The organism is Rathayibacter rathayi (assembly GCF_004011095.1).
GTDB lineage: Bacteria > Actinomycetota > Actinomycetes > Actinomycetales > Microbacteriaceae > Rathayibacter > Rathayibacter rathayi.
On sequence record NZ_CP028129.1, the window covers coordinates 612,051 to 634,488 of the forward strand.

A 22,438-nucleotide genomic window follows, 5' to 3' on the forward strand; every position below is an offset into this window, starting at 1 on the left:
CATCGACGATGTACTGACCATTGAGTCGAGGTCGTCCGCGGTCGGCACGTCATCGTGAAGAGTCGCAGCGATCACGCGGTCAGCGACGAGACGGCTCGAGAGATCGTCGACTGCGAGACGCCATATCGTTCGGCACGATCGACCTGAGCGGAATTCCGTCGCAAGTAGGTCAAGGTGACGACGAGAGAGCCGTAGGGTCCGAGGATCGGTGCCCCATCCGGCGCCAACCCCGATGCCGAGACGTGTCGCAGAACCCGATCAGCAAGATTCTGACTTTCCTCGCGGGTTAGTCCTGTTGTCTGCTTCATGCGCGGCCGTTCTTTCTGTGAATTCAGCGTATTCACTAAATTCTTATCAGAAAGAGCGGCCGCTTTAGCAAGGTGCACCGATACCGCTCAACACGGCGCCTGAATAACCCTCCGGCTATCGCGGACGCCTCGCGGGCGTGATAGCCGGAGGGCGGCGGCGATGTTGCTGTGGCCGTCCAGGTGGAACCCATCGAAACGGGTACGGTCCAACTCGGAAAATCCCCGATCAGCGACCTGGCCGACGACGTAGACGAGGCCCTGCTCCACTCACCAAGCTCCCAGACCCGGAGGCTAGCGGCAGTGCTCCGCGATGAAGCGCTCTATAGCCTCTCTCACGTCCGGTGCAACAGGCTTTCCTTGAAAGTAATCCTCCAACTGCGAGCCGATGGAAGACCTTATCTGCTCCAGGTCTTCCTCCGAAATAATCCAGGACCGCCCTCCCAGGGTGAACAAATGCATATTGGCGGGAATATCTGCCCACTGACCGAGGCCATTGTTTCCATAGGAGTAGTCAACCGTCGAATTCACCCCGGCGACCTCGATCTTCACCGTTGGAGCGAGGGTGCCACCACGCGAGAAATGACTGCTCGTTCCCACGGAGTCGATGAACGACTCAACGAGCCCTCCCGGCATAACGTAATGTGAGTACGCCTCAAACTGGCCGGCGGGCTGATCGTCGCTGGGTGCGTACGGCCTGCCACCCGGAAAATTCAAGTTCGTGGGGTTTCCGAGCGCAAGTCCGGAACCACTGTTCAATGGTTGGAAATCACTCCGGATACCATTGCCGACGAAAGCATAGACACCCTCCGGACCGTCCATCCCCGAGGCGAACGTCTGACGATGACTGATGGTGAAGAGATATGCTTTTCCGCCTGTGAAAATAAACTGGGGGCGCTCGGTCTGATCGGTGACGCAGTTCGCCGACAGGATGGGTGGCAGAAACTCCCATTCGGTCAGCGCCTTATTTTTAGCCCTCGCCAATCCGACGTTACCGATCTGGTAGATGGCACCAGACTCGTTTACCGCGTCAACGCTCTCGGCAAAAGGATCACCAGCCCCATAGCCAAGATCGTCCTTCGTGCATCGAGCTTCTTCTCGAGAAAAGGCCGAGTTGCCCTCGAATACCATGTATGTGTCGTCGGGGTGTGCTGGATCCTTGAAGGTGAACGGATCACGAAAGTTGTAATAGCGGTTTTGTTGCGCATTTTGATAAAAAATACCGTTGGGATTGAGCAATTCCTGCACATGATCGAATTCGCTGAACGATACACCGTAAGCGTCGGCCTGGACGTGACCCACGCTCAGGACGATACGGGAATCATAGGGTTTGATGTCCCGACCGGCGTCATCCCGGTAAAAAGCGACGTCAGTGAAAAATAGCTTGACTTCACCATCCTTGGATATGCGTGCGGAGCCTGACCACTGGGTCTGATGGCTGAAGGACCGGTCGGCGAAGATCTGATCTGTCACTCCCTCGCGGAAGACGAGACCGCCGTAGGTCCAACCGCCATTCTTCGGCCTTATGGCCTCGGGAAGATCCGCTGGACGGTAGAAGTAGCCAATCTTGGCGAAAGTGTGACGGTCATCGAAGCGGATGCTGCGATCAGCGACGAGCGAATAAATGATCTCCCACCCGTTCACGGAATACTGGTTCCCGTTGTCGTCCGCCAGGGGCCACGTATCCCACACCCAAACTTTTCCGTTCGACATGTCTGGGAAGTCCTGTGGAACGGTAGGCATCGTCAACGATGCCGGCATGGAATTTTCCCTCGGTGGGGCAGACGGGTCTGATAGGCGCTTAATTTGGCGGGCATCCGCACGAGTCCACTTCGACGTGAAGTTGTCCTCTGGAGCAAAAGCCTGCTGTGAATGAACCGTCGGCTGCGGCCCCTTCTGAAGTGATTCCGCAGCCGCTCCCGGCCCGCCTCCGGCGAACACCGAAGCGAACAGCGCGCTACAAGCGCAGATAACCAGAAGGGAACGACGTGGGCGACGTTCCCTCATTTCTTTGGACATAACCAATCCCCCTCGATATTGAGCAGCGCAATCATATGCGGCTCTGCCCGTTCTGGCTAGGGCGGCGGAGCTTTTGGGTGCGACGCGGTGTCCCTTTGTGTTGTGTGACGTGGCGGTATCTTGTCCCGTGGTGGCGGCGGTGGGCTGTCGAGAGAATGGGGTAAGTGCTTCTGACCTGGGAGAAGAAGGCTTGTCCAGGGTCAGGTTCGTCCGCAAGGAGGAGCACCCTGGCCGACATCCGAGTGCTGGGCGGCGAGCCCGGGGTGTCCTGGCCGGCCGACTCGGCTGCGACGGCCTCCCGCGTCGTCACGGCTCTCGCGCCCGATCCAGAGCGGGCTCTCGCCACGATCAGCCTGTCGCCACAGGTGTCAGCTGCCCAGCGGGATGCGACGGGGGCAGCGAAACCGGGTCGCCCCGGCGTCACCGCCCCCGTCTGGCTACTTCACGGAGCCGCGGTACGCCACCCGGAAGGTCTCCCGGGTCCCGTCGGGCGCGGTCGCCGTCACGAGGAAGGACCCGGCAGACACCCGCGAGAGGTGTGTGTCGACGGAGATCGTCGTCGTCCGGCCGGCCGCCAGCGAGGTGACCTTCAGCTCGCCGAACGGCGTCGGGATGCTGAGACGGACCGGCGTGGTCCCTCGGTTCGTCGCGGTAGCGGTCAGCACGACCGAGCCGCCTCGCTCCGTGCTGGTGATCGCCACGTCAACGTCGACCCGGGTGGCCGGAGCGACGACCGTGACGGCGGGGAGGAGCCGGTTGACGCCTCCCGAGGCCGCGGTGATCACGACCGCGCCGGTGCCGGGGCCGGCGGTCGCGGCGGGAAGCGGCGCCGAGCCGTCGGCTCCGGTCGTCGCGGAGGCCGTGGTACCGCCGTCGGCGAAGCGGGCCGGACCCTCGAGGGTGTACTCGATGTCGGCTCCTGAGAAGGGCGCGCCCGCTGCGTTCGTCGCGGTCACTCCGAGGCCCGTGATCGCGGCTCCGGTCTCGACGGTCTGCGCCTGACCCGAGGGGGTGAGTGTCGCGACCGCGGCCGGGTCGGTGAACATCGAGGGGGCGAGTGGAGTGACCGTCAGGCTCTCCAGACGCGCCGTGCCTCCGGAGGAGAGGAGCGAGACCCCAACGCTGCTCGGGTCGGGGAAAACCTGATCGGTGATCGTCGCGACACCGCCCTGCGCGAACGTCTCGACCGAGGCGTGGTCGACATAGAGCTCGAGGTGCAGCTCCCCGTCCACGAGCGCCACTGGTGCGGTCTCGACCGAGGGAAAGTCGGAGTCGAAGCCGACGTCGCCCGAGCGGGTGCGGTCGACTCTCAGCTCACCGGCCGCGACGTCGTAGGTGATCGGCGTGCCCTGGCTCCCGTCGGCGGAGTTGCGGACGGAGAGGCCGAAGGACTCGGCGTCACCGGCGCTGAAGGTCGCGTCGAGCCGGTAGACGCTGCCCTCGGCGGCCGCGGGGAGCGCGGTCTCGCCGTCGGCGATGCCGGTCACTCCGCGCGTGAAGGCCTGGTTGGGGCGTTCGAGACCGGCGGTCTGGTCGACGACCTTCTGGACGAGCTTCGGGGCTCCGTCGATGCTGTGTAGCGCGAGTTCGCGCGGCAGAGCCATCGCTCCGCGCCAGGTACCGGTCGGGATCTCCTCGCCGTACTGCCAGTTGTTCATCCACGCGATCATGATCCGCTTTCCGTCGGGTGCGTTGTCGAAGGTCACTCCGGCGTAGTAGTCGCGGCCCCAGTCGAGCCAGTCGTACCCGGCGAGCCGGCTCGGCGCGCGCTGGTCCGCGAGCATGAACTGGTCGGCGAGGATGTGGCCCCAGCCCACGCGGTTGTTGTCGATCACCTCGACGTGCGCGCTGCGGCCGGCGAACTCCGCGACGTCCCACGAGGCCCAGTCCAGGGTCTCGCTGTCGTTGCCTGTCGCGGTGCGGACGATCGCGCCGTCGACAACCAGGTTGACGCTGGTCTCAGCGGAGCGCACCTGCGCCGGGGTGTCGGCGAGGACGACGTGATCGAGCGTCAGGTGCCCCCATCCGCCGGTCGCGCTGTCCCAGACGACGAGGGTCGCCATCATGCCCTGGTAGGCCGAGACGTCCCAACTCTTCCAGTTGAGAGCGCCGTCGTCCGCGCCCGCGGTGGTGTCGACGACCTCGCCATCGACCACGAGCTGCACCTCGAGGGTCTGCTCGGAGTCCGCCTCTCTCAAGCCGCCGCCCACCAGCATGCTGAGGTGGCTCTTGTCGATCACGAACTCGGGCGAGGTCATCGTGCCGATGTTGTCATCGCCCTTCGGCCCGCCGTCGTAGGTGTTGACGCGCTTGCGCCCGAGGAAGAAATCGCCGCCGCTGGTCGAGGGGTTCGTGCCACCGGCGAAGTCCCCGGTCATGGTCCAGCCGTTGTCGGCCATGCCCTGCTGGTCGGGGTGCTCGAAGCCGTCGAAGAGCAATTCGCTGCCTGCGGGTGGAGCATTCGCGATCTGCGCACCGCGGACGTGCGGGTGGTTCCCACCGCCGACCAGGAAGTTCAGGTGGCGGCGGTCGATTATGAAGTCGGGCGAGCTGATCGAGCCGAGTGGCCAGTCGCCGTCGTTGAAGCCGTTGATCAGGCCGGAACCGGCGAAGCCGCTGACCGTCTGCTGGCCGTCGATCGAGCCGGTAGCGGGAGCAGAGCCGAACGGTCCGTTCTTCCCATTGCCCGGCTCGTTGCTTTCTGTCCAGCCGTCGAAGGTGCCGTCGTCGAAGCCGGCGAGGGTCCTCCCCTCGGGGAGGGCGTTGGAGCCGACGGTCGACTCGGAGGTGAAGGTAGTGCCGTCGAAGTCGCCGACGAAGTACTGCCCGCCGGAGCCTCCGCCGACCGCGCCCGGGTTGAGGTTGACGACCATGACCCACGCGATGGTCGAGGGGTCACCGTCGACTGCGAGCGGGAACAGGTCGGGGCACTCCCAGATACCTCCGGTTGCGTTCGCCGGGCCGAAGTCGCTGAGAAACGTCCAGCTCTTGAGGTCGATGGACTTGTAGAGGAGAACGCGGTGCTCCACCGCCTCGACGATCGCCACGACCCAGTAGGACGACTCCGGAGTACCGCCGTCGTACCAGAACATGTGCGGGTCGCGGAAGTCGTTCGACTCCCGATCGAGGACTGGGTTGCCGTCGTACTTCGTCCAGGTCTGCCCGGCGTCGGTGCTGTACGCGAGCGCCTGCACCTGCTCCCCCGTCTTGTACGCGGCGGTGTACATCGCGACCAGGGGCGGATTCTCGGCGGTGCCGAATCCGGAGGTGTTGTCCTTATCGACCACGATGGAGCCGGAGAAGATGTCCGAGGCGGCGTCCCCCGGGATCGCGAGGGGCTGCTCCGTCCAGTGCAGCAGATCGGTGCTGGTGGCGTGTCCCCAGCTCATGTTGCCCCACCTCGTCCCCGAGGGGTTGTACTGGTAGTAGAGGTGGTAGACGCCTTGGTAGTAGACGAGCCCATTGGGATCGTTCATCCAGTTGTGGGTCGGCGAGTAGTGGATCGCGGGTCGGTACGTCTGCGAGGTGGGATCAAGGGTGGCCACCGCGACGGCGGGGTCGGCGAGGCCGGCGCCGACGAGGCAGAGCACCGCCGCGATGGCGACGAGTCCGCCGCGATGTCGTGGCTGCAGAGGGGAGGGATGGGGAGAGTGCACGGGGGACGCCCTTCATTGCGCGTATCACAAACGACAACGTTGTCGCTGTGCTGGGCAATCTACGGACTGTCTTCCGGACAATTCAAGGAATCCTGCGAAAAGGATCAGCCGGCGGTGATCGCACTCTCAGACCAGGTAGGGCGCCTCCCTGGAGCCACGGGCGATCAGCGTTGTGGGTATCACGAAGGTCCACGCCGGGGTCGAGCAGTTCGGCGAGCGGGATGTCGTCAAAGCCGATCAGGGCGACCCGCCCTGCCTGCCAAGGCGGTGGAGTGCGGCGAGGACGCCGATCGGGATCAGGTTCTGCCCGCCCATGACTGCGGTCGGCGGCGTCCCGAGCCCCAGCAGGTCGACCGCGATCTCTTCGGCGGCGCGCTCGTCGTGAGCGTCGTGGCACAGAGGACCGGGAAGCCACATCCCCTCGAGGAAGCCACGCTCGCGCTCCTGTGCGGTGAAGATCTCGGGCCGGTCGCCGAGGACGGCGATGCGCCGATGCCCGAAGGACGCAAGCTGGCCGACGGCACGGGTCCTTTTTCGCTTCCTACAAGAAGGAACTCATCCACGCCACACCCTGGCCGACGCTCACGACCTTCCGCACAGTTACCTTCCGCTGGATCGGGACCTACTACAACACGCGAGGACGACATTCCAGCCTCGGCTAGTTGACGCCAAAGGAGTATGACCTCGCCTCGCGCTTTACGCCGCCGGCCTGGCCGACGGCCGCGAGACGCCGCTCTCCCGCCGAGACGCCGCCTCAGCCGGGGGGTCGCGGCAGATAATGCGGCGGCTCGACAACAGGCTCTGGCTAGAAGAGCGTCGTGGAGTCCTCGACGACAGGAGCGATGGGGGAGTCGGGCGCCGCTGCGGTCGGCCAGCCGGGCCCCGCGTCGACGGGCTGTCGGCGCTGATAGGCGGTCGCGGCGTTTCGCGCGCGCACGTCGGCGGCCTCGTTCATCCGGTGGTTCGCGTGCCCCTTTACCCACTCGAAGGTGACGGGACGGCCCTGCAGCTCCTCGTCGAGCGCCTGGATGATCTCGACGTTCATCACCGGCTTGCCGTCGGCCTTGCGCCAGCCCTTCCGCTTCCAGCCCGGCAGCCACTCGGTGCAGGCTTTGATCGCGTACTGGCTGTCGCAGAGGATGTGCAGCGGCTCCTCCTCCTGCGCGGTCGCCCGCAGCAGCTCGAGCACCGCGGTGAGTTCGCCGATGTTGTTCGTGCCGTGCGCCCAGCCGCCCGCCGCCCAGCGCTCGTCGTCCACATACCAGGCCCAGCCGGCGGGGCCGGGGTTGCCCAGTGCGGACCCGTCTGCGGCGGCGATGATGCTCACGTTCGTTTCTCCTCGTGCTCTCGGTACTCGCGCCGGTGCGGCGCCCTCCGAGGGTAGTCGGCCCCCACCCCGGGACGGGGAGGACGGCGTGTGCCGAGGGCGTCCCCGCGGTCGAGGAAGCCGCAAGCGCCCGACTGCGCGCACTGACCCTGTCGGTGTGCATGACACACCGGCCGCATCGGTGTGAGTTCTTTCACGCCTTTTCTGGATCGAGGACAGGGTGCTTTCCTACCTTCTTTGTATGGTCGCCGCTGCGCGGTGCTCGTCACCGGACAGCGACAGTAGTGAAGGAAATCGAAGGTGGAGTCAGGTGTTTCGATCAAAGTTGTTTGCCCACATCGCGTCGATCGCGATGGTAGGAGGTCTTCTCGCTCCAGCCGCAGTGGCGGACGAGCACAGTACGAGTGGCGAAGTGCGCATCGGAGTCATGATCGACGGCGTTCTGACTCCGGCCGACCCTGCTGACATCGCCGCGGCGACCGCCGGCCTCCCCGACCGGTCTTCCGGACAGGGCGGCGACGCGACGCCGCAGTTGATCGACTGGAACCAGTGGTTTGGCTGTTTCAGCCTGAACCATGAAGACGACGTGTTCGCGCAATACGTGCACTGGTGGGACGGGGAATCCCAGGACGTCAGACTGAAGTGTGGGACCGGCGGGGCGAAGACTGGGTGGGGTTATAAGCACATCCGGGGGGAGCACGAGCGGAACTGGCAGGATGAATTCGACGCGGCGCGAGCGGCGGGTTGGGATCCGAGGAACGATCGGATGGAGTCCTGGGACGATCTGATGTCCTTCTCCACGGGGCAGGCCATTCGCTATCCTGAGTTCCGCGGTGGAAACACTGTCAATAAGAGTCGTTGCGCGGTGAGTGAGGTCATTTTCTATCGTGTCAATTCCGGAGAGCGCGTGTATTCCTTTAGAGTACGCTCCGCCTGGGCGAGTGATAGCGACCGCTTGATTACCAGTTTCCCCCAGAAAAAGGAGATTTGCTAAATGAACGATAATTTCCGGGAAGTGCGATTCTTCCCCGACCTAACCGCTTCCTTTTGTCTCTGGGCGTCGAAGGTGGAGAACATCACCCCCACGGCGACCGAGCTCGGTGCGAGCCAGGAGCTCGAAGACAGGATCACGGCGTGGTATCAGGTATGGGAGGACCAACGCCCTTGGGACGGCGGCTTCACTTCGCCCGACGTCGAACGCACCTGGGAAGAGGAGGGCGACCGGATCGTCCTCGAGCTACGGCGCGAACTCGAAGGAACGGGAATCACGATCGTCCCGCGCTTCGGCGGCAAGCTGACCTGACGAGCGCGACGCGATCACGCACTCGGGTGCGCGGGCCGCACGAGGATCAGCTGCCGAAGGAGCGTCCGAGCCCGCTCATCGCTCATCCGCCGCTCGCGCGAGCACGTCCACCGCGTAGCCGTAGCCCGCGATGCCCGCCCCGACGATCACCGCGACCGCGATGTCCGAAAGGTAGGAGTGCTGCCGGAACGATTCGCGCCGGTGCACGTTGCTGACGTGCACCTCGACCATCGGCAGCTCGGTCGCGAGCACGGCGTCGCGGATGGCGATCGAGGTGTGCGTGTAGGCCCCCGCATTGAGCACCACCCCCAAGGCGGTGCCGCGCGCCGCGTGCAGCCGGTCGATGATCGCGCCCTCCGAGCTGCTCTGGAAGGCCTCGATCGCCAGGCCGTGGCGCTCGGCGGCCTCGGCGGCGAGCGCCTCTGCGTCGGCGAGGGTGTCCGAGCCGTAGAGTTCGGGCTCGCGGGTGCCGAGCAGGTTCAGGTTCGGGCCGTTGAGGACGAGGATCGGCAGCTTCACGCTCCGACCCTAGCGCCGGCCGTCCGCGCGAGTGGGAGCGGCCCCCGCGGGCCACAGGGTGTCCGGCCGGAACCGGCTCGGTTCGGGGGTCAGACCGCCAGCGGCAGCTTCTCGGCCAGCAGGCGCAGCCGGAGGGCCTGGAGCTCGGCGGTCAGCTCGGGCGGCAGCCGGTCGCCGAACTGCGCGAAGAACTCCTCGGTGAGCGTGCACTCCTCCAGCCAGGCCTCGACCGGGACGGAGAACAGCTCCTCCTTCTGAACCGCGGTCAGCGGGAGCCCGTGCGTGTTGATCGCGAGCGGCAGGTCGCCGAGCGGGCTGCGCCGCGCCTCCGCCAGCCCCTCCACCCGGCGGACGAGCCACTGGAGCACCCGCGCGTTCTCGCCGAATCCGGGCCAGAGGAAGTCGCCGTCCGCGTCCTTCCGAAACCAGTTCACCTGGAATACGGCGGGCGCCTTCTCGCCCAGCTCGGCGCCGATCGCCAGCCAGTGCGCGAAGTAGTCGGCCATGTTGTAGCCGCAGAAGGGGAGCATCGCGAACGGGTCGCGGCGCAGCTCGCCGACTGTGCCCTCTGCGGCGGCGGTCTTCTCGGAGGCGATGGTCGCCCCGAGGAAGACGCCGTGCTGCCACGAGGTGGCTTGCGTCACCAGCGGCACGTTGCTCGCTCGGCGACCGCCGAAGACGATCGCGTCCAGCGGCACTCCGTCGTGGGCGTCCCAGTCCGCGGAGAGCGACGGGCACTGTTCGGCAGGCGCGGTGAAGCGCGAGTTGGGGTGCGCCGCGGGGGTGCCAGATGCGGGCGTCCACGGCTGCCCGCGCCAGTCGGTCAGCCGCTCAGGGACCTCGTCGGTCAGCCCCTCCCACCACACGTCGCCGTCCTCGCGGAGCGCGACGTTGGTGAAGATCGTGTTGCCCCACAGTGTCTGTACGGCGTTCGGGTTCGAGCTCTCCCCGGTGCCGGGAGCGACTCCGAAGAATCCGGTCTCGGGGTTCATCGCCCAGAGCCTCCCGTCCTCGCCGCGGCGCATCCAGGTAATGTCGTCGCCCAGCGTCTCGACTCGCCAGCCGGGGATCGAGGGCTGCATCATCGCGAGGTTGGTCTTGCCGCACGCGCTCGGGAACGCCGCGGCTACGTGGTACCGACGCCCCTCGGGGGAGACGATGCGGATGAGCAGCATGTGCTCGGCGAGCCAGCCCTCCTGACGACCCATCGCCGAGGCGATCCGCAGCGCGAAGCACTTCTTCGCCAGCAGGGCGTTGCCGCCATAGCCGGAGCCGAACGAGACGATCTCGCGGGTCTCGGGAAACTGAGTGATGTACTTCACCGCGTTGCACGGCCAGGCGACGTCGGCACGGGTGACTCCGTCGGCGTCGCGGAGGGGCTGCCCCACGGTGTGCACGCCGCGCACGAACGCGGTGTCCTCGGTGAAGGCGGCGAGCGGCTCGGAGCCGACGCGCGCCATGATCCGCATGTTGAGCACCGCGTAGGGCGAGTCCGTGACTTGCACTCCACGCTGCGAGAGCGGCCCGCCGACCGGGCCCATCGAGAACGGGACGACGTACAGCGTCCGCCCGCGCATCGCGCCGTCCAGGAGCGGAGCGAGTTCGGCCTTCATCGCGGCCGGCTCGCGCCAGTTGTTGGTGGGCCCGGCGTCGGCCTCGTCGGTTGTGCAGATGAAGGTGCGCTCCTCGACCCGGGCGACATCGTCAGGGTCGGTGCGGGCGAGGAACGAGCCGGGCCGCCACTCCGGGTTCAGCGGGAGGAGCGTGCCGGAGGCGACGAGTCGCTCGGTGAGGCGGTACCACTCCGCGGGGGAGCCGTCACTCCACTCGATCGCGTCGGGCTTGAGGATCGCGGCGATCTCGCGCACCCAGCGGCGGAGGGCCAGGGGCGCGGGCGGCACAACGGGCGCGGGGACGATGGTCGGCGCAGTCAAGCTGCTCGGCTCGAGTCGGACGGTGTTGCTGAAGATGCTCATGCTGGCTCCACTTTCGGCGGTTGTCATCGACGGGGTGGGGAGTCACCGGCCGCAGCCGGGGAGTCACCGGCCGTGGCCGGGAGGGGCGCTCGGTGGCGCCTCAAGCCAGGATGAAGGAGGATCGGGGGATATTCCCGGCGCAGAGGGCATCAAGAACCGCCCTTTTTGCGCTTTCGTCACAACCGATCGCTGGAGCTCGCCGTGACTGATCCCTCAACCCCCGCCGTCGGCTCCGACGCCGCGCTGCTCGGGCAGCGCCTGCGTCACTTCCGCACCCGCCGCGGACTCACCCTCGGGCAGCTCGCCGAGCGGGTGGACGTCTCGGGGAGCCAGTTGTCGCTGATCGAGACCGGCCGACGCGAGCCGCGGCTCTCCCTCCTCCAGCGCCTCGCCGCCGCGCTCGGCGTCGAGCTGGCGGCCCTGCTCTCTGACGAGCCGCCGAGCGAGCGGGCCGCGCTCGAAATCGAGCTCGCCCGGGTGCAGAAGGGCTCGCTGTACCGCTCGCTCGGCCTCCCGGAGTTCAAGGTCAATAAGGGGCTGACCACTCCGGTGTTGGAGGCGTTCCTCGGCGTCTACCGCGAACTCGCCCGCCGTCGCAGCGAGGCGAGCGCCACCCCGGAGGAGGCGCGCCGGGCGAATACGGCTCAGCGGCTCCAGCTGAGCGAGCGCAACTCCTACCTGCCCGAGATCGAGGAGGTGGCGGGAGAGATGCTGCGCACCGTCGGCCACCGCGGGGGAGCGCTGACCCACAGCTCCGTCTCGAAGATGGCGCGGCACCTCGGATTCGAGATCATCCACGTCGGCGATTTGCCGCACTCGGCCCGCTCCGTGATCGACCTCGCGAACGGTCGGATCTACCTCCCGCCCGCCTCGATCCCCGGCGGGCACGGCTTGCGGGCGCTCGCGCTGCAGGCGATGGCGCATCGCCTCCTCGGCCATGAGCGCCCCATGACCTACGCCGACTTCCTCCGCCAGCGTCTCGAAATCAACTACTTCGCCGCCGCCTGCCTGATGCCGCTGGAGCCGGCCGTCGCGTTCCTGCAGGAGGCCAAGCGGGAGCGCGACATCTCCGTCGAGGACTTCCGCGACGGCTTCGGCGTCACCCATGAGGCCGCCGCCCTGCGCTTCACCAACCTGCTCACCTCCCACTTCGACATCCGGATGCACTTCCTGCGGGTCCTCGGCGACGGCTCGATCCAGAAGGCGTACGAGAACGACGGGCTCCCGCTGCCGACGGATGTGACCGGAGCTGTCGAGGGCCAGGTCGTCTGCCGCTACTGGTCGGCGCGCTCGGCGTTCACCCGCACCAACCGGACCACCGAGTACTACCAGTACGTCGATACACCCGCCGGCACGTTCTGGTCGGCGTCGCAGACCGGTACGACCGCGACGGAGGAGTTCTCGATCACCGTGGGCGTCCCGTTCGCCGAGGCCCGCTTCTTCCGCGGCCGCGACACCGACCGCCGTGAACTCTCCCGCTGCCCCGATGAATCCTGCTGCCGGCGCCCACCGTCCGATCTCGCCGCGCGCTGGGACGGCAACGCTTGGCCCAGCGCCCGCCTGCACGCGCACGTCCTCGCGCCCCTGCCCTCGGGCACCTTCCCCGGCATCGACGACGCCGAGGTCTACGAGTTCCTCGACACCCACGCCCGCGAGCCCTAACCCCCCTCCCCCTCCCCTCCCCTCCCCCTCCGCGAGATGCCACTTACGACGCCTTTCCCCGGCGTGTCTTCGTCATAGGTGGCATCTCGCGGCGGGGGCTGTGGAGAACTCGAGCGGGGAGGGTAGCGGATGGGGGACCCTGCGGGCATGAGCGAGCAGCAGCATTCCGGAGTGGTCAACGCGTCGACGAGTGGCGCGTCGCGGCACGACCTTGTCCGCGACTACCCGGTCGCCGTCTTCCGTGGTGCACGTTCGGTTGTGGAGCCGCTGGACTTCGACGAGCGGATCGCCGCATTCGCGGCTGTGATGCGGCCGGGGGAGTTCTTCTCTCACGGCACGGCGGCGCACCTGCTGGGTCTGCCGGATCGGAGGAAGACGGCGACGACTGCGCTCGACGTCGCGGTCGCCCCGCCGATGCGCGCCGCGCGTCGCGTGGGCGTGCGCTCGCACCACCTCTGGGACGAGGCGGTCACGGTCGTCCACGCAGCCCACCCGACGGCCGATCCGGCGTCGACGTTCTGCCACCTCGCCGCGTCGAGGACTCTCGACGAACTCGTCGTCCTCGGCGATGCTCTCGTTCTGCCCGACGAGGAGGGGACCCGTCGGGGACTCCGCGTCGACCTCACGATCCTGGCCGAGCGCGCCCGGAGCTTCCGCGGGCGGGGCGGGCGCCTGGCCCGCGAGGCAGTCGGCTTGGTGCGGTCAGGGTCGGAATCCCCTCGCGAGACACTGCTGCGACTACTGCTTCTGCGAGCCGGACTTCCGGAGCCGGAGCTGAACGTAGAGCTGTTCGATGCTGACGGGCTCTTCGTCGCCCGCGTGGACATGCTCTACCGACTCGAGCGCGTCGTTGTCGAGTACGACGGCGATCAGCACCGTACGAACCGGGCGCAATACGAACGGGACATTGCCCGGATCGAAGCGATCGAAGCGCTCGGCTACCGAGTCGTCCGGGTCCGCGCTTCCGGTCTCCTCGCGCCTGACGCGACCATCGCCCGGGTCCGCCGCGCCCTCGCCGTGTGACCACCCTCGCGAGATGCCTCTTATGACGTCGACACGCCGGGCGGATACCGCACAAGTGGCATCTCGCGGAGAGGGACGAGCGCGTCAGCCGGAGATGAGGGCGCGGGCCGTGCCTTCGTCGAGGATGAGATCGGTGATCAGGCCGGCGGCGAGGGCACCGCGCAGGCCCGGCAGTTTGGAGGCACCGGAGACGACGCAGATCCGGCGTGACGCACGGCGAACGGTCGAGAGGTCCGGACCGCTTGCACGTTCGTTCATAGGGATGTCGTCCCAGCTGCCGTTGGAGCGGTAGAACACCGTCGCGACGTCGCCGACGACGCCGGAGCCACTGAGCGAGGTGAAGTCGCTCGGCTCCAAGTAGCCACCGATGTACACCTTCGAGGGGACCGCGGCGAATGGCGACCCGAGGCCGAACAGCGCCACGTCCATCCGCTGCTGCAGCTCGAGGACCCGGCGGGTCGAGCGTTCGCGCCACACCGCCTGTTTGGTGGTCGGGTCGTCGAAGAACGCCGGCACCGGGAACTGCTGTACCTTCGCGGCGTAAGCGTCACCGAAGCGGCGCAGGATCTCGCTGGAGTAATTGATGCCGGTCGTCTCGGTGTTGCCCGCGCCGTTCAGCTGCACGATCTGGGTGTTGTGGGTCTCTTTCGCGATCAGGTGACGACTGATCGCGCTCATCGTCGACCCCCAGGCGATGCCGACGATCATGTTGGAGTCGATGAACTGCCCGAGGATCCGCGCCGCGGACAGCGCCACCCGCTCCAGCCGATCAATCTCGCTGGTGTGATCCGGCACCGGCACGATGTGCGCGGTGATGTCGAAGTGCGCGCGCACCTCGGCCGAGAGGGCGCTGGCCCGGTCGAGGGGGGAGCGGATCTGGATGTCAACCAGACCGGTCGCCCGGGCATGGGAGAGCAGTCGCGAGACGGAGGAGCGCGACGTATGCAGCTCGTGCGCGATGGCGTCCATCGTCAGGTCCTGCATGTAATAGAGCTGGGCCGCCCGCAGCGCGTCGCGCGTCTTGTCGGGATGGGTCGCGTGGGTCGTCTCGTCGAGTTCGACGACCGGTCTCACCGGGGTCATTGCCACTCCCTGCACGGATTTCCACCCGTCTTGACCGGATGTGTTGTCGGGTCAAGGATGGCCGTATTCCTCTGCGAAATCAATCGTCCATCTCCGTGGTGCACGCTGGCGCGGGGGCCTCGACGACACCCCTACGACACGAAGGCGAGTACGAAGTGGCACAGTCCGACGGAACTCCCGGAAACTCCGCTCTGCGTGAGAGCGTCGCTGCTCTCCGCGACAACCCCCGAGCCACGGTCCTGGTCATCGGTGGTGGCATCAACGGCATCGGGACCTTCCGCGAACTCGCGCTGAACGGCGTCGACGTCGCCCTCGTCGAGCGCGGTGACTACGTCTCCGGTGCCTCGAGCGCGTCCAGCCACATGATCCACGGCGGCATCCGCTACCTCGAAAACGGCGAGTTCCGCCTCGTCAACGAGGGCGTGCACGAGCGCAACGGCCTGCTGAAGATCGCTCCCCATTACGTGAAGCCGTTGCAGACGACGATCCCGATCTATTCGACGTTCTCGGGCATCCTCGCCGCCCCCCTGCGCTTCCTCACCCACAAGTCGGGCAAGCCGCAGGAGCGCGGCGCGCTGCTCATCAAGGTCGGCCTCACCCTGTACGACTTCTTCTCCCGCGACGGCGGCACTGTCCCGCGCCACCAGTTCCACGGGCGGAAGCGCTCGCTGAACGAGCTGCCGCAGCTCGACCCGAAGATCAAGTACACGGCCACCTACTTCGACGCCTCCGTGCACGAGCCGGAGCGCCTGGCGCTCGACGTGCTGCACGACGCGCTGATCGGCGGCAAGAAGGCCCGCGCGGCCAACTACGTCGAGGCCGTCGGCGCCGACGAGAAGGGTGTGGTCCTGCGCGACCGCGAGTCCGGCGAGGAGTTCACCTTCGCGGCGGACGTCGTCGTCAACGTCTCCGGCCCCTGGACCGACTTCACCAACACCGCCCTCGGCACGAGCACCACATTCATGGGCGGCACCAAGGGCTCGCACATCGTGCTCGACAACCCCGAGCTGGTCGAGGCCTGCGAGGGCCGCGAGATGTTCTTCGAGCACAGCGACGGCCGCATCGTCCTCATCTACCCGCTCAAGGGTCGCGTGATGGTCGGCACGACCGACATCGACGCCGACCCCACCAAGCCCGCGGTGTGCACGGAGGAGGAGATCGACTACTTCTTCGAGCTCGTCAGCCATGTGTTCCCGGCCATCCCGGTGAACCGTTCGCAGATCGTCTTCAAGTTCTCCGGCATCCGCCCGCTGCCCCGTCACGACGACGAGGCGCCCGGATTCGTCTCCCGCGACTACCGCATCGAACCCTCGACTCTGCCCGGCAACGGCTCGCCCGTGCTCAGTCTGGTCGGCGGCAAGTGGACGACGTTCCGCGCCCTGTCTGAGCACCTCTCCAACGAGGTTTTCACACGGATCGGCGTGACCCGTCGCGTCTCGACCGTGAAGACCGCCATCGGAGGCGGCAAGGGCTTCCCGCGCACCGACGCGTCCCGCGCCCAGTGGATCAGCCAGCACCGCTCCAGCCTGTCTTCGGCCAGGACGGGCCAGCTGCTCGAGCGCTACGGCACCCGCGCCAAGGAGGTCATCGAGGCGCTGGTCGACGGCCACGACGAGGCGCTCACCTTCGATAAGGACTTCACCACTGGCGAGGTCCGCTACCTCGCGCAGCACGAAAGCGTCGTGCACCTGATCGACTTGGTCATGCGCCGCACCAACCACGCCTTCACCGGTGGCTTGAGCCGCGAGCTCCTCGAGGAGCTCGCCGAGCACACCGGAGCCGTGCTCGGGTGGGACGACGCCACGCGAGTGTCCGAGGTCGACGCGACCATCGCGCACCTCAAGGAGTACAACGGCGTTGATGTCGGGGGCACCTCGGTGCAGACGCCTACGGCGGTACCTGTCTCCTGATCGGCGAAGAGGCGCCGATCGACGACAGCCCTGGAGCGAGGACCACCTCATCCGGGGCTGTCGTCGCGACAACGCACAAACGTGCACGCGCTGTTCCTTGTCGGTGGGACAGGGCGCCGATAACTTCACAGACGTCGGGCATCGCAGCCCGCCGCGAACGCCTGCGCGCGTTCGTCTTACCCAAAGGAAAAGGTCAACGTGGACAATCTCGGAGTGGTGTTCCTCGCCGAAGTCGTGGGAACGGCGATGCTCGTGCTCCTCGGCTGCGGTGTCGTCGCCAATGTCGCGCTCGTGAAGAGCAAGGGTCTGAACGGCGGAACGCTCATGGTCAACATCGGCTGGGGCTTCGCGGTCTTCGCCGGTGTGATCGTCTCGTATAACTCGGGGGCGCACCTCAACCCCGCGGTCACCCTGGGCCTGGCCGCCAGCGGAGCGACCGAATTCGGCTCGGGCGTCCCGGTGAACATCGCCTCGATCCTGGTCTACATCCTCGCCCAGATGATCGGTGCGATCCTCGGCGCCGTCTTCTGCTGGCTCGCCTACAAGCAGCACTTCGACGAGGAGCCGGACGCGGCCAACAAGCTCGGCGTCTTCTCGACCGGCCCAGCCATCCGCTCCTACGGCTGGAACTTCGTCACCGAGGTCATCGGCACCTTCGTCCTCGTCTTCGTCGTCATCGGCTTCGGCGGCGGACGTCAGGGCGATGGCGGCCTGGCCGCACTCGGCGCTCTCCCCGTCGCCATCCTGGTGATCGCGATCGGTGCCTCCCTCGGTGGCCCGACCGGTTACGCGATCAACCCCGCCCGTGACCTCGGCCCCCGCATCGCGCACGCGCTGCTGCCGATCAAGGGCAAGGGCTCGAGCGACTGGAGCTACGCCTGGGTGCCCGTGGCCGGCCCAATTGTGGGCGGTGTGCTCGCGGGCCTCGCCTCGCTCGCGCTGCTCCCGGTCCTCTGAGCTGCCGCACTTCCTGTCACCCCGTTTACGAAGGAGTAATCATTCATGGCTGACTACGTCATCGCTATCGACCAGGGGACCACGTCGTCCCGCGCGATCATCTTCGATAAGAAGGGATCGATCGTCTCTACCGGCCAGAAGGAGCACGAGCAGATCTTCCCGCGCGCCGGCTGGGTCGAGCACGACCCGATCGAGATCTGGAACAACGTCCGCGAGGTGATCGGCCAGGCCCTCTCCCGCGCCGACCTGACCCGTCACGACATCGCCTCGGTCGGCATCACCAACCAGCGCGAGACCGCGGTCGTCTGGGACAGGACCACCGGCAAGCCCGTCTACAACGCCATCGTCTGGCAGGACACGCGCACCCAGTCGATCGTCGACCGCCTCGCGGGAGACGAGGGCGCCGACCGCTTCAAGTCGATCGTGGGCCTTCCGCTCGCGACCTACTTCTCCGGCACCAAGATCGTCTGGATCCTCGAGAACGTCGAGGGCGCGCGCGAGAAGGCGGAGGCGGGCGACCTGCTCTTCGGCACCACCGACACCTGGGTCCTCTGGAATCTGACCGGTGGCATCGACGGCGGCGTCCACAAGACCGACGTCACCAACGCCTCCCGCACGCTGTTCCTCGACCTCGAGACCCTCGAGTGGCGCGATGACATCCTCGAGGCCTTCGGGGTCCCGAGGTCGATGCTCCCGGAGGTCTGCTCCTCCTCCGAGGTCTACGGCCACGTCGAGTCCTCCTCGCTGCTGCGCGAGGTGCCGATCGCGGGCATCCTGGGCGACCAGCAGGCCGCGACCTTCGGCCAGGCGGCGTTCGATCCGGGCGAGGCCAAGAACACCTACGGCACCGGCAACTTCTTGATCTTCAACACGGGTACCGAGATCGTGCACTCGAAGAACGGGCTGCTGACCACCATCGGCTACAAGCTGGGCGACGGCGAGGTCCACTACGCGCTCGAGGGCTCGATCGCGGTCTCCGGCTCGCTGATCCAGTGGCTGCGCGACAACCTGGGACTCATCGGCTCGGCCCCCGAGGTCGAAGCGCTGGCCGCCACGGTCCAGGACAACGGAGGCGCCTACTTCGTCCCCGCGTTCTCGGGTCTGTTCGCCCCCTACTGGCGCTCGGACGCGCGCGGAGCCCTCGTCGGCCTCACCCGCTACGTCAACAAGGGCCACATCGCCCGCGCCGCGCTCGAGGCGACCGCCTTCCAGACCCGCGAGGTCCTCGACGCCGTCAACGCCGACTCCGGCGTCCCACTGCAGGAACTCAAGGTCGACGGCGGGATGATCGCCAACACCCTGCTCATGCAGTTCCAGGCCGACATCCTCGGCGTCCCGGTCGTTCGACCGGTCGTCGCCGAGACCACCGCGCTCGGAGCGGCCTACGCGGCCGGTCTCGCGGTCGGATTCTGGGCGAACCTCGACGACCTGCGCCAGAACTGGCAGGAGGACTCGCGGTGGACTCCCCAGATGGACCAGGACGAGGCCGCCCGCCAGTACCGCCTCTGGAAGAAGGCCGTCACCAAGACCTTCGATTGGGTGGACGAGGACGTGCAGTAGCACTCGCGACCCGCTTGAGGGCCCGCCTACCGGAAAGGTACGCGGGCCCTCAAGCGTACGAGGGATCTCGACGGCCGCTGCGCGAGCAACTCGTTGGGCTGAGGCGGTCGAGCGATGTCAGATATCGCTGGTCGAGTGTCGCGTAGCAAGGCACGCCTCCTGCAGAGCGATCCTGACAGGTCCGCTGCTCGATCAGCGAACATCCGCCGCGGCCGTCAGGCTGACGGCCCGAGGCCGGCCTGCAGCCGCAATCCGTCGAGCAGCAGGTCGAGCCCGGAGCGGAACACGTCGAGGTCGTCGTGCGTCGCTATCTCGTCCGCGACCTGGTGCGCGAAGGGGAACGCCTCGGGGTCGAGCGCGCGCCAGCGGTCGGCGAACTGCGCCAGGAACTCTAGCCGGCCGAGTCCGCTCTCGAGGAACTCCTTGGGCGGCGGCTGCGCGAGGTCGATCGCGACGCCCACGACGTAGCTCACGATCGACGACGCCGCGTGGAAGCGCTGCCGGGGCGTCAGGTTCAGCCGCATCAGCTGCTGGCCGATCCGCTCGTGCATTGCCATCGAATTGGGCTGCAGCCCGTTGTTGCGGAGCATGAACTGGCCGAACCACGGCCTGCGGACGAACTCGTCGAAGAGCGCGAGGGCCAGGCCGCGCAGATTCGCCACGGGGTCGGGTCCGTGGGTGAGCGGCTCGCTGTCCTCGAGGACCCGGCCCATCACTTCCTCGGTCGCCAGGTCGAGCAGCTCGTCGCGGCTCGCGACGTACCAGTAGATGCTCGCCACTCCCCCGCCGAGCCGCGCCGCCAGCGCCCGGAAGGTCAGCGCCGGCTCCCCCGATTCGTCGAGGATCGCGATCGCCTCGGCGAGCACCGTGTCGAGCGAGTGCGACGCTCGCTGGCGACCCCGCGCACGGGCGGGCGCCGCACCGGTGCGCGCGGTCTTCTCGGAGTGATCTGCGGGCATGTGTTGCATGTTATCGAACATGGTTCTATGGTATCGAACGTCGTCCGATACTCGTACGGCGTTCTATTGAAAGGTCCGTCATGAGCACGCTCATCGTCACGCCCACCAAGCCCCCGCCTACACCTCGCTGCGCGCCGCGGCGCTCCCTCTGGCCGCGCTCTGCCTGGCTTTCTTCGTCGAGATGGTCGACAACACGCTGCTTTCCATCGCCCTGCCCACGATCGGCCGGTCGCTCGATAGCGGCACGGCCGGGCTGCAGTGGGTGACGGGCGCCTACTCCCTCACCTTCGGCGGCCTGCTGTTGATCGCCGGCTCGGCCGCCGACCGGTTCGGTCGCCGCCGGGTGCTGCTGAGCGGCCTCGCGGCCTTCGGCCTGATCAGCCTCGCCGTCCTCCTCGTCACCGACATCGGCCAGCTCATCGCCCTGCGGGCGCTGCTCGGCGGCGCCGCAGCCATGGCCCCGGTCACGATGTCGCTGATCTTCCGCCTCTTCGACGACGCGAAGCTGCGCATGCGCTCGATCACGATCGTGATGATCGTCGGCATGTCCGGGTTCGTCCTGGGCCCGATCCTGGGCGGCTCGGTCCTCAGCCACCTCAGCTGGCAGTGGCTCCTGATCGTCAACGCGCCGATCGCCCTCCTCGCCTGGATCGGCGTCCGTGTCGGCGTGCAGGCCGACCGACGCGCGGATCTCACCTCCGAGCGGCTCGACCTCCCCGGCGCCGCCCTGACCGTCGCGGCCATCGGGCTCGGCTGCTACACCCTCACCAGCGGCGTGCAGGACGGCTGGCTCTCGCTCGCCACCCTCGCCTGCGCCCTCAGCACGGTCGCCGCGATCGTCGGCTTCATCATTCGGGAGCGGCGCGCGGCCTCGCCGATGATCGACCTCGCGCTCTTCCGCACCGGACCCGTCCGAGGCGCGGCGCTCACGCAGCTCGCGGCCTCGATCGCCTTCGCCAGCGTCCTGTTCGGCCTGATCCTGCACTTCCAGTACGCGTACGGCTGGAGCCCGATGCAGGCCGGCATCGCGAACCTGCCGATCATCGTCACCATGATCGCCGCGACGCCGATCGCCGAGCGGCTCGCCTCCCGCCTCGGCCACCGCCTCGCCTGCCTCGTCGGCACGGGCCTGCTCGTCGGCTCGCTTCTCGGCATGGCCTGGGCGGTGAACCACGGCTACCTCGCGATCGCCGCGATGATGGTCCTCCTGACGATCGGCCTGCGGACGATCATGACCATCTGCGCGGTCGCCCTCATCGAGGCGATGGACGAGAACCGCACCTCGATCGGCGCCGCCCTCAACGACACCTCCCAGGAGGTCGGCACCAGCATCGGCACGGCCGTCGTCGGCACCCTCATCGCCGCGCTGGTCACGAAGACGCTCCCGTCGGGCGCCTGGAACTCCGACCTCGTCCAGACCTTCTTCGCCGGCGAGCGGATCGTCTACCTGGCCGTCGCCGTTCTCGTCGGCCTGATCGCGACGATCGGCTCACTCTCCCTCACCGACTCGCGAGTCACGGAGGAGCCCGCGCCGTCCGAGGCCCCCCGCACCGCACAATGACCCCGGCGGGTGTCGGCGGTCTCGATCCGCGCTGGCGTTGCTGCCCGCCGGGGAGGTGTTGTCCTGACCGCTCCATCCGGTTCTCTACCGGCCTTACCGCGTCTCTACCGGCCTTACCGCGTCTCTACCGGCCTTACCGGTTCTCTACCGGCCTTACCGCGCGTGCTCCGACACCGTCGGGTGATGCTGAACGGGAGGCGGAAGCGCTGTGTCCTTCGTAAGGAAAAACAGTAGGTTTCAGAGACACCTGGCCGCGGGCGCGCCCGACGGTGGGTACGGCCGCAAATGTGGGCGCTGATCTGTCTCACAAAGCCATCTCGCCGCATTCATCGGGCGCGCCGCCGCTGGAGGATCCACGCGCCGCCGATCGCGGAGAGCGCCCAGACGCCCAGGACGGCCAGCGCGAGCGGTGCCGGTAACAGGCGACTGAGCACCTGCACCCGCAGCTGACCGAACCGTGCCACGTCGCCGGGTTCCTCGAGAGCGTTGCGAGAGGGAACAATGGTTGCGCCTGAGACCGTCGCCGGAGCAGGTGCGTCGTCGCCATCGGAGTCGCGGATGGTCTGGACGAGCAGGACGTCGGACGGACCGAGATGGTGTTCCACTTCTTCTCGAAAG

General features: G+C 67.3%; 19 protein-coding genes. 9 read left to right on the top strand and 10 right to left on the bottom strand.

Features of this window, described 5'->3' with window-relative positions; genetic code table 11:
• Positions 1–71: 71 nt before the first annotated feature.
• From C1O28_RS16025 to C1O28_RS15535, 4 genes are all read right to left on the bottom strand, one after another.
• The gene (locus C1O28_RS16025; RefSeq protein ID WP_097166633.1) at positions 72–308 is read right to left on the bottom strand and encodes a transposase family protein; all 237 of its coding nucleotides are present in this window, start codon (positions 306–308) and stop codon (positions 72–74) included.
• A gap of 291 nt (positions 309–599) precedes the next feature.
• Positions 600–2,324 carry a glycoside hydrolase family 68 protein gene (locus tag C1O28_RS03135; protein WP_237398031.1) on the bottom strand — a complete coding sequence of 575 codons (1,725 nt, stop codon included), beginning with the start codon at positions 2,322–2,324 and terminating at the stop codon, positions 600–602.
• Positions 2,325–2,761: 437 nt separating this feature from the next.
• Positions 2,762–5,800, bottom strand: coding sequence for a GH32 C-terminal domain-containing protein (locus C1O28_RS03140; RefSeq protein WP_237398043.1), 3,039 nt, complete (start codon positions 5,798–5,800; stop codon positions 2,762–2,764).
• A 417-nt stretch (positions 5,801–6,217) separates the two neighbouring features.
• Positions 6,218–6,466, bottom strand: a complete 249-nt coding sequence (locus C1O28_RS15535; RefSeq protein WP_419866653.1) for a type 1 periplasmic-binding domain-containing protein — start codon at positions 6,464–6,466, stop codon at positions 6,218–6,220.
• A 71-nt stretch (positions 6,467–6,537) separates the two neighbouring features.
• On the opposite strand from C1O28_RS15535, the gene C1O28_RS16030 reads away from it, so the two are divergent.
• Positions 6,538–6,642 (top strand): hypothetical protein, encoded by a 105-nt coding sequence (locus C1O28_RS16030; RefSeq protein WP_419866654.1) that lies wholly within the window; start codon positions 6,538–6,540, stop codon positions 6,640–6,642.
• A gap of 143 nt (positions 6,643–6,785) precedes the next feature.
• On the opposite strand, the gene C1O28_RS03150 is transcribed toward C1O28_RS16030, so the two are convergent.
• Positions 6,786–7,307 (bottom strand): ribonuclease H family protein, encoded by a 522-nt coding sequence (locus tag C1O28_RS03150; RefSeq protein ID WP_097166631.1) that lies wholly within the window; start codon positions 7,305–7,307, stop codon positions 6,786–6,788.
• A 412-nt stretch (positions 7,308–7,719) separates the two neighbouring features.
• Here C1O28_RS03150 and C1O28_RS03155 point away from each other — a divergent pair, with 412 nt between their 5' ends.
• Positions 7,720–8,301, top strand: a complete 582-nt coding sequence (locus C1O28_RS03155) for a hypothetical protein (RefSeq protein WP_104268155.1) — start codon at positions 7,720–7,722, stop codon at positions 8,299–8,301.
• Positions 8,302–8,610, top strand: a complete 309-nt coding sequence (locus C1O28_RS03160) for a hypothetical protein (protein WP_097166629.1) — start codon at positions 8,302–8,304, stop codon at positions 8,608–8,610.
• A gap of 75 nt (positions 8,611–8,685) precedes the next feature.
• Here the strand turns inward: C1O28_RS03160 and aroQ are convergent, their stop codons facing one another.
• Together aroQ and C1O28_RS03170 are read right to left on the bottom strand one after the other, a co-directional pair.
• Positions 8,686–9,129: a type II 3-dehydroquinate dehydratase gene (gene aroQ / locus C1O28_RS03165; RefSeq protein WP_068254570.1), complete on the bottom strand. Its 444-nt coding sequence runs from the start codon at positions 9,127–9,129 to the stop codon at positions 8,686–8,688.
• A gap of 89 nt (positions 9,130–9,218) precedes the next feature.
• Positions 9,219–11,105 carry a phosphoenolpyruvate carboxykinase (GTP) gene (locus tag C1O28_RS03170; protein WP_097166628.1) on the bottom strand — a complete coding sequence of 629 codons (1,887 nt, stop codon included), beginning with the start codon at positions 11,103–11,105 and terminating at the stop codon, positions 9,219–9,221.
• Between the two features lie 201 nt (positions 11,106–11,306).
• On the opposite strand from C1O28_RS03170, the gene C1O28_RS03175 reads away from it, so the two are divergent.
• A complete protein-coding gene (locus C1O28_RS03175; protein ID WP_097166627.1) occupies positions 11,307–12,767 on the top strand; it encodes a helix-turn-helix domain-containing protein in 1,461 nt (486 codons plus the stop codon).
• 147 nt (positions 12,768–12,914) lie between these two features.
• Positions 12,915–13,790 carry an endonuclease domain-containing protein gene (locus C1O28_RS03180; protein WP_160487516.1) on the top strand — a complete coding sequence of 292 codons (876 nt, stop codon included), beginning with the start codon at positions 12,915–12,917 and terminating at the stop codon, positions 13,788–13,790.
• An 84-nt stretch (positions 13,791–13,874) separates the two neighbouring features.
• Here C1O28_RS03180 and C1O28_RS03185 read toward each other — a convergent pair whose 3' ends face one another.
• A complete protein-coding gene (locus tag C1O28_RS03185; RefSeq protein WP_097166625.1) occupies positions 13,875–14,873 on the bottom strand; it encodes a sugar-binding transcriptional regulator in 999 nt (332 codons plus the stop codon).
• 155 nt (positions 14,874–15,028) lie between these two features.
• Between C1O28_RS03185 and C1O28_RS03190 the strand changes: the two genes are divergently transcribed.
• From C1O28_RS03190 to glpK, 3 genes are all read left to right on the top strand, one after another.
• Positions 15,029–16,783, top strand: coding sequence for a glycerol-3-phosphate dehydrogenase/oxidase (locus tag C1O28_RS03190; RefSeq protein ID WP_243392069.1), 1,755 nt, complete (start codon positions 15,029–15,031; stop codon positions 16,781–16,783).
• Positions 16,784–16,981: 198 nt separating this feature from the next.
• A complete protein-coding gene (locus tag C1O28_RS03195) occupies positions 16,982–17,740 on the top strand; it encodes an MIP/aquaporin family protein (RefSeq protein WP_097166623.1) in 759 nt (252 codons plus the stop codon).
• A 45-nt stretch (positions 17,741–17,785) separates the two neighbouring features.
• Positions 17,786–19,300 carry a glycerol kinase GlpK gene (gene glpK, locus C1O28_RS03200; RefSeq protein ID WP_097166622.1) on the top strand — a complete coding sequence of 505 codons (1,515 nt, stop codon included), beginning with the start codon at positions 17,786–17,788 and terminating at the stop codon, positions 19,298–19,300.
• A 215-nt stretch (positions 19,301–19,515) separates the two neighbouring features.
• Here glpK and C1O28_RS03205 read toward each other — a convergent pair whose 3' ends face one another.
• A complete protein-coding gene (locus C1O28_RS03205) occupies positions 19,516–20,259 on the bottom strand; it encodes a TetR/AcrR family transcriptional regulator (RefSeq protein WP_097166712.1) in 744 nt (247 codons plus the stop codon).
• 181 nt (positions 20,260–20,440) lie between these two features.
• Here C1O28_RS03205 and C1O28_RS03210 point away from each other — a divergent pair, with 181 nt between their 5' ends.
• Entirely contained in the window at positions 20,441–21,820 is a 1,380-nt protein-coding gene (locus C1O28_RS03210) for an MFS transporter (RefSeq protein WP_244210509.1), read from the top strand.
• A 326-nt stretch (positions 21,821–22,146) separates the two neighbouring features.
• Here C1O28_RS03210 and C1O28_RS03215 read toward each other — a convergent pair whose 3' ends face one another.
• Positions 22,147–22,425 carry a hypothetical protein gene (locus tag C1O28_RS03215; RefSeq protein ID WP_097166620.1) on the bottom strand — a complete coding sequence of 93 codons (279 nt, stop codon included), beginning with the start codon at positions 22,423–22,425 and terminating at the stop codon, positions 22,147–22,149.
• Positions 22,426–22,438: the final 13 nt, after the last annotated feature.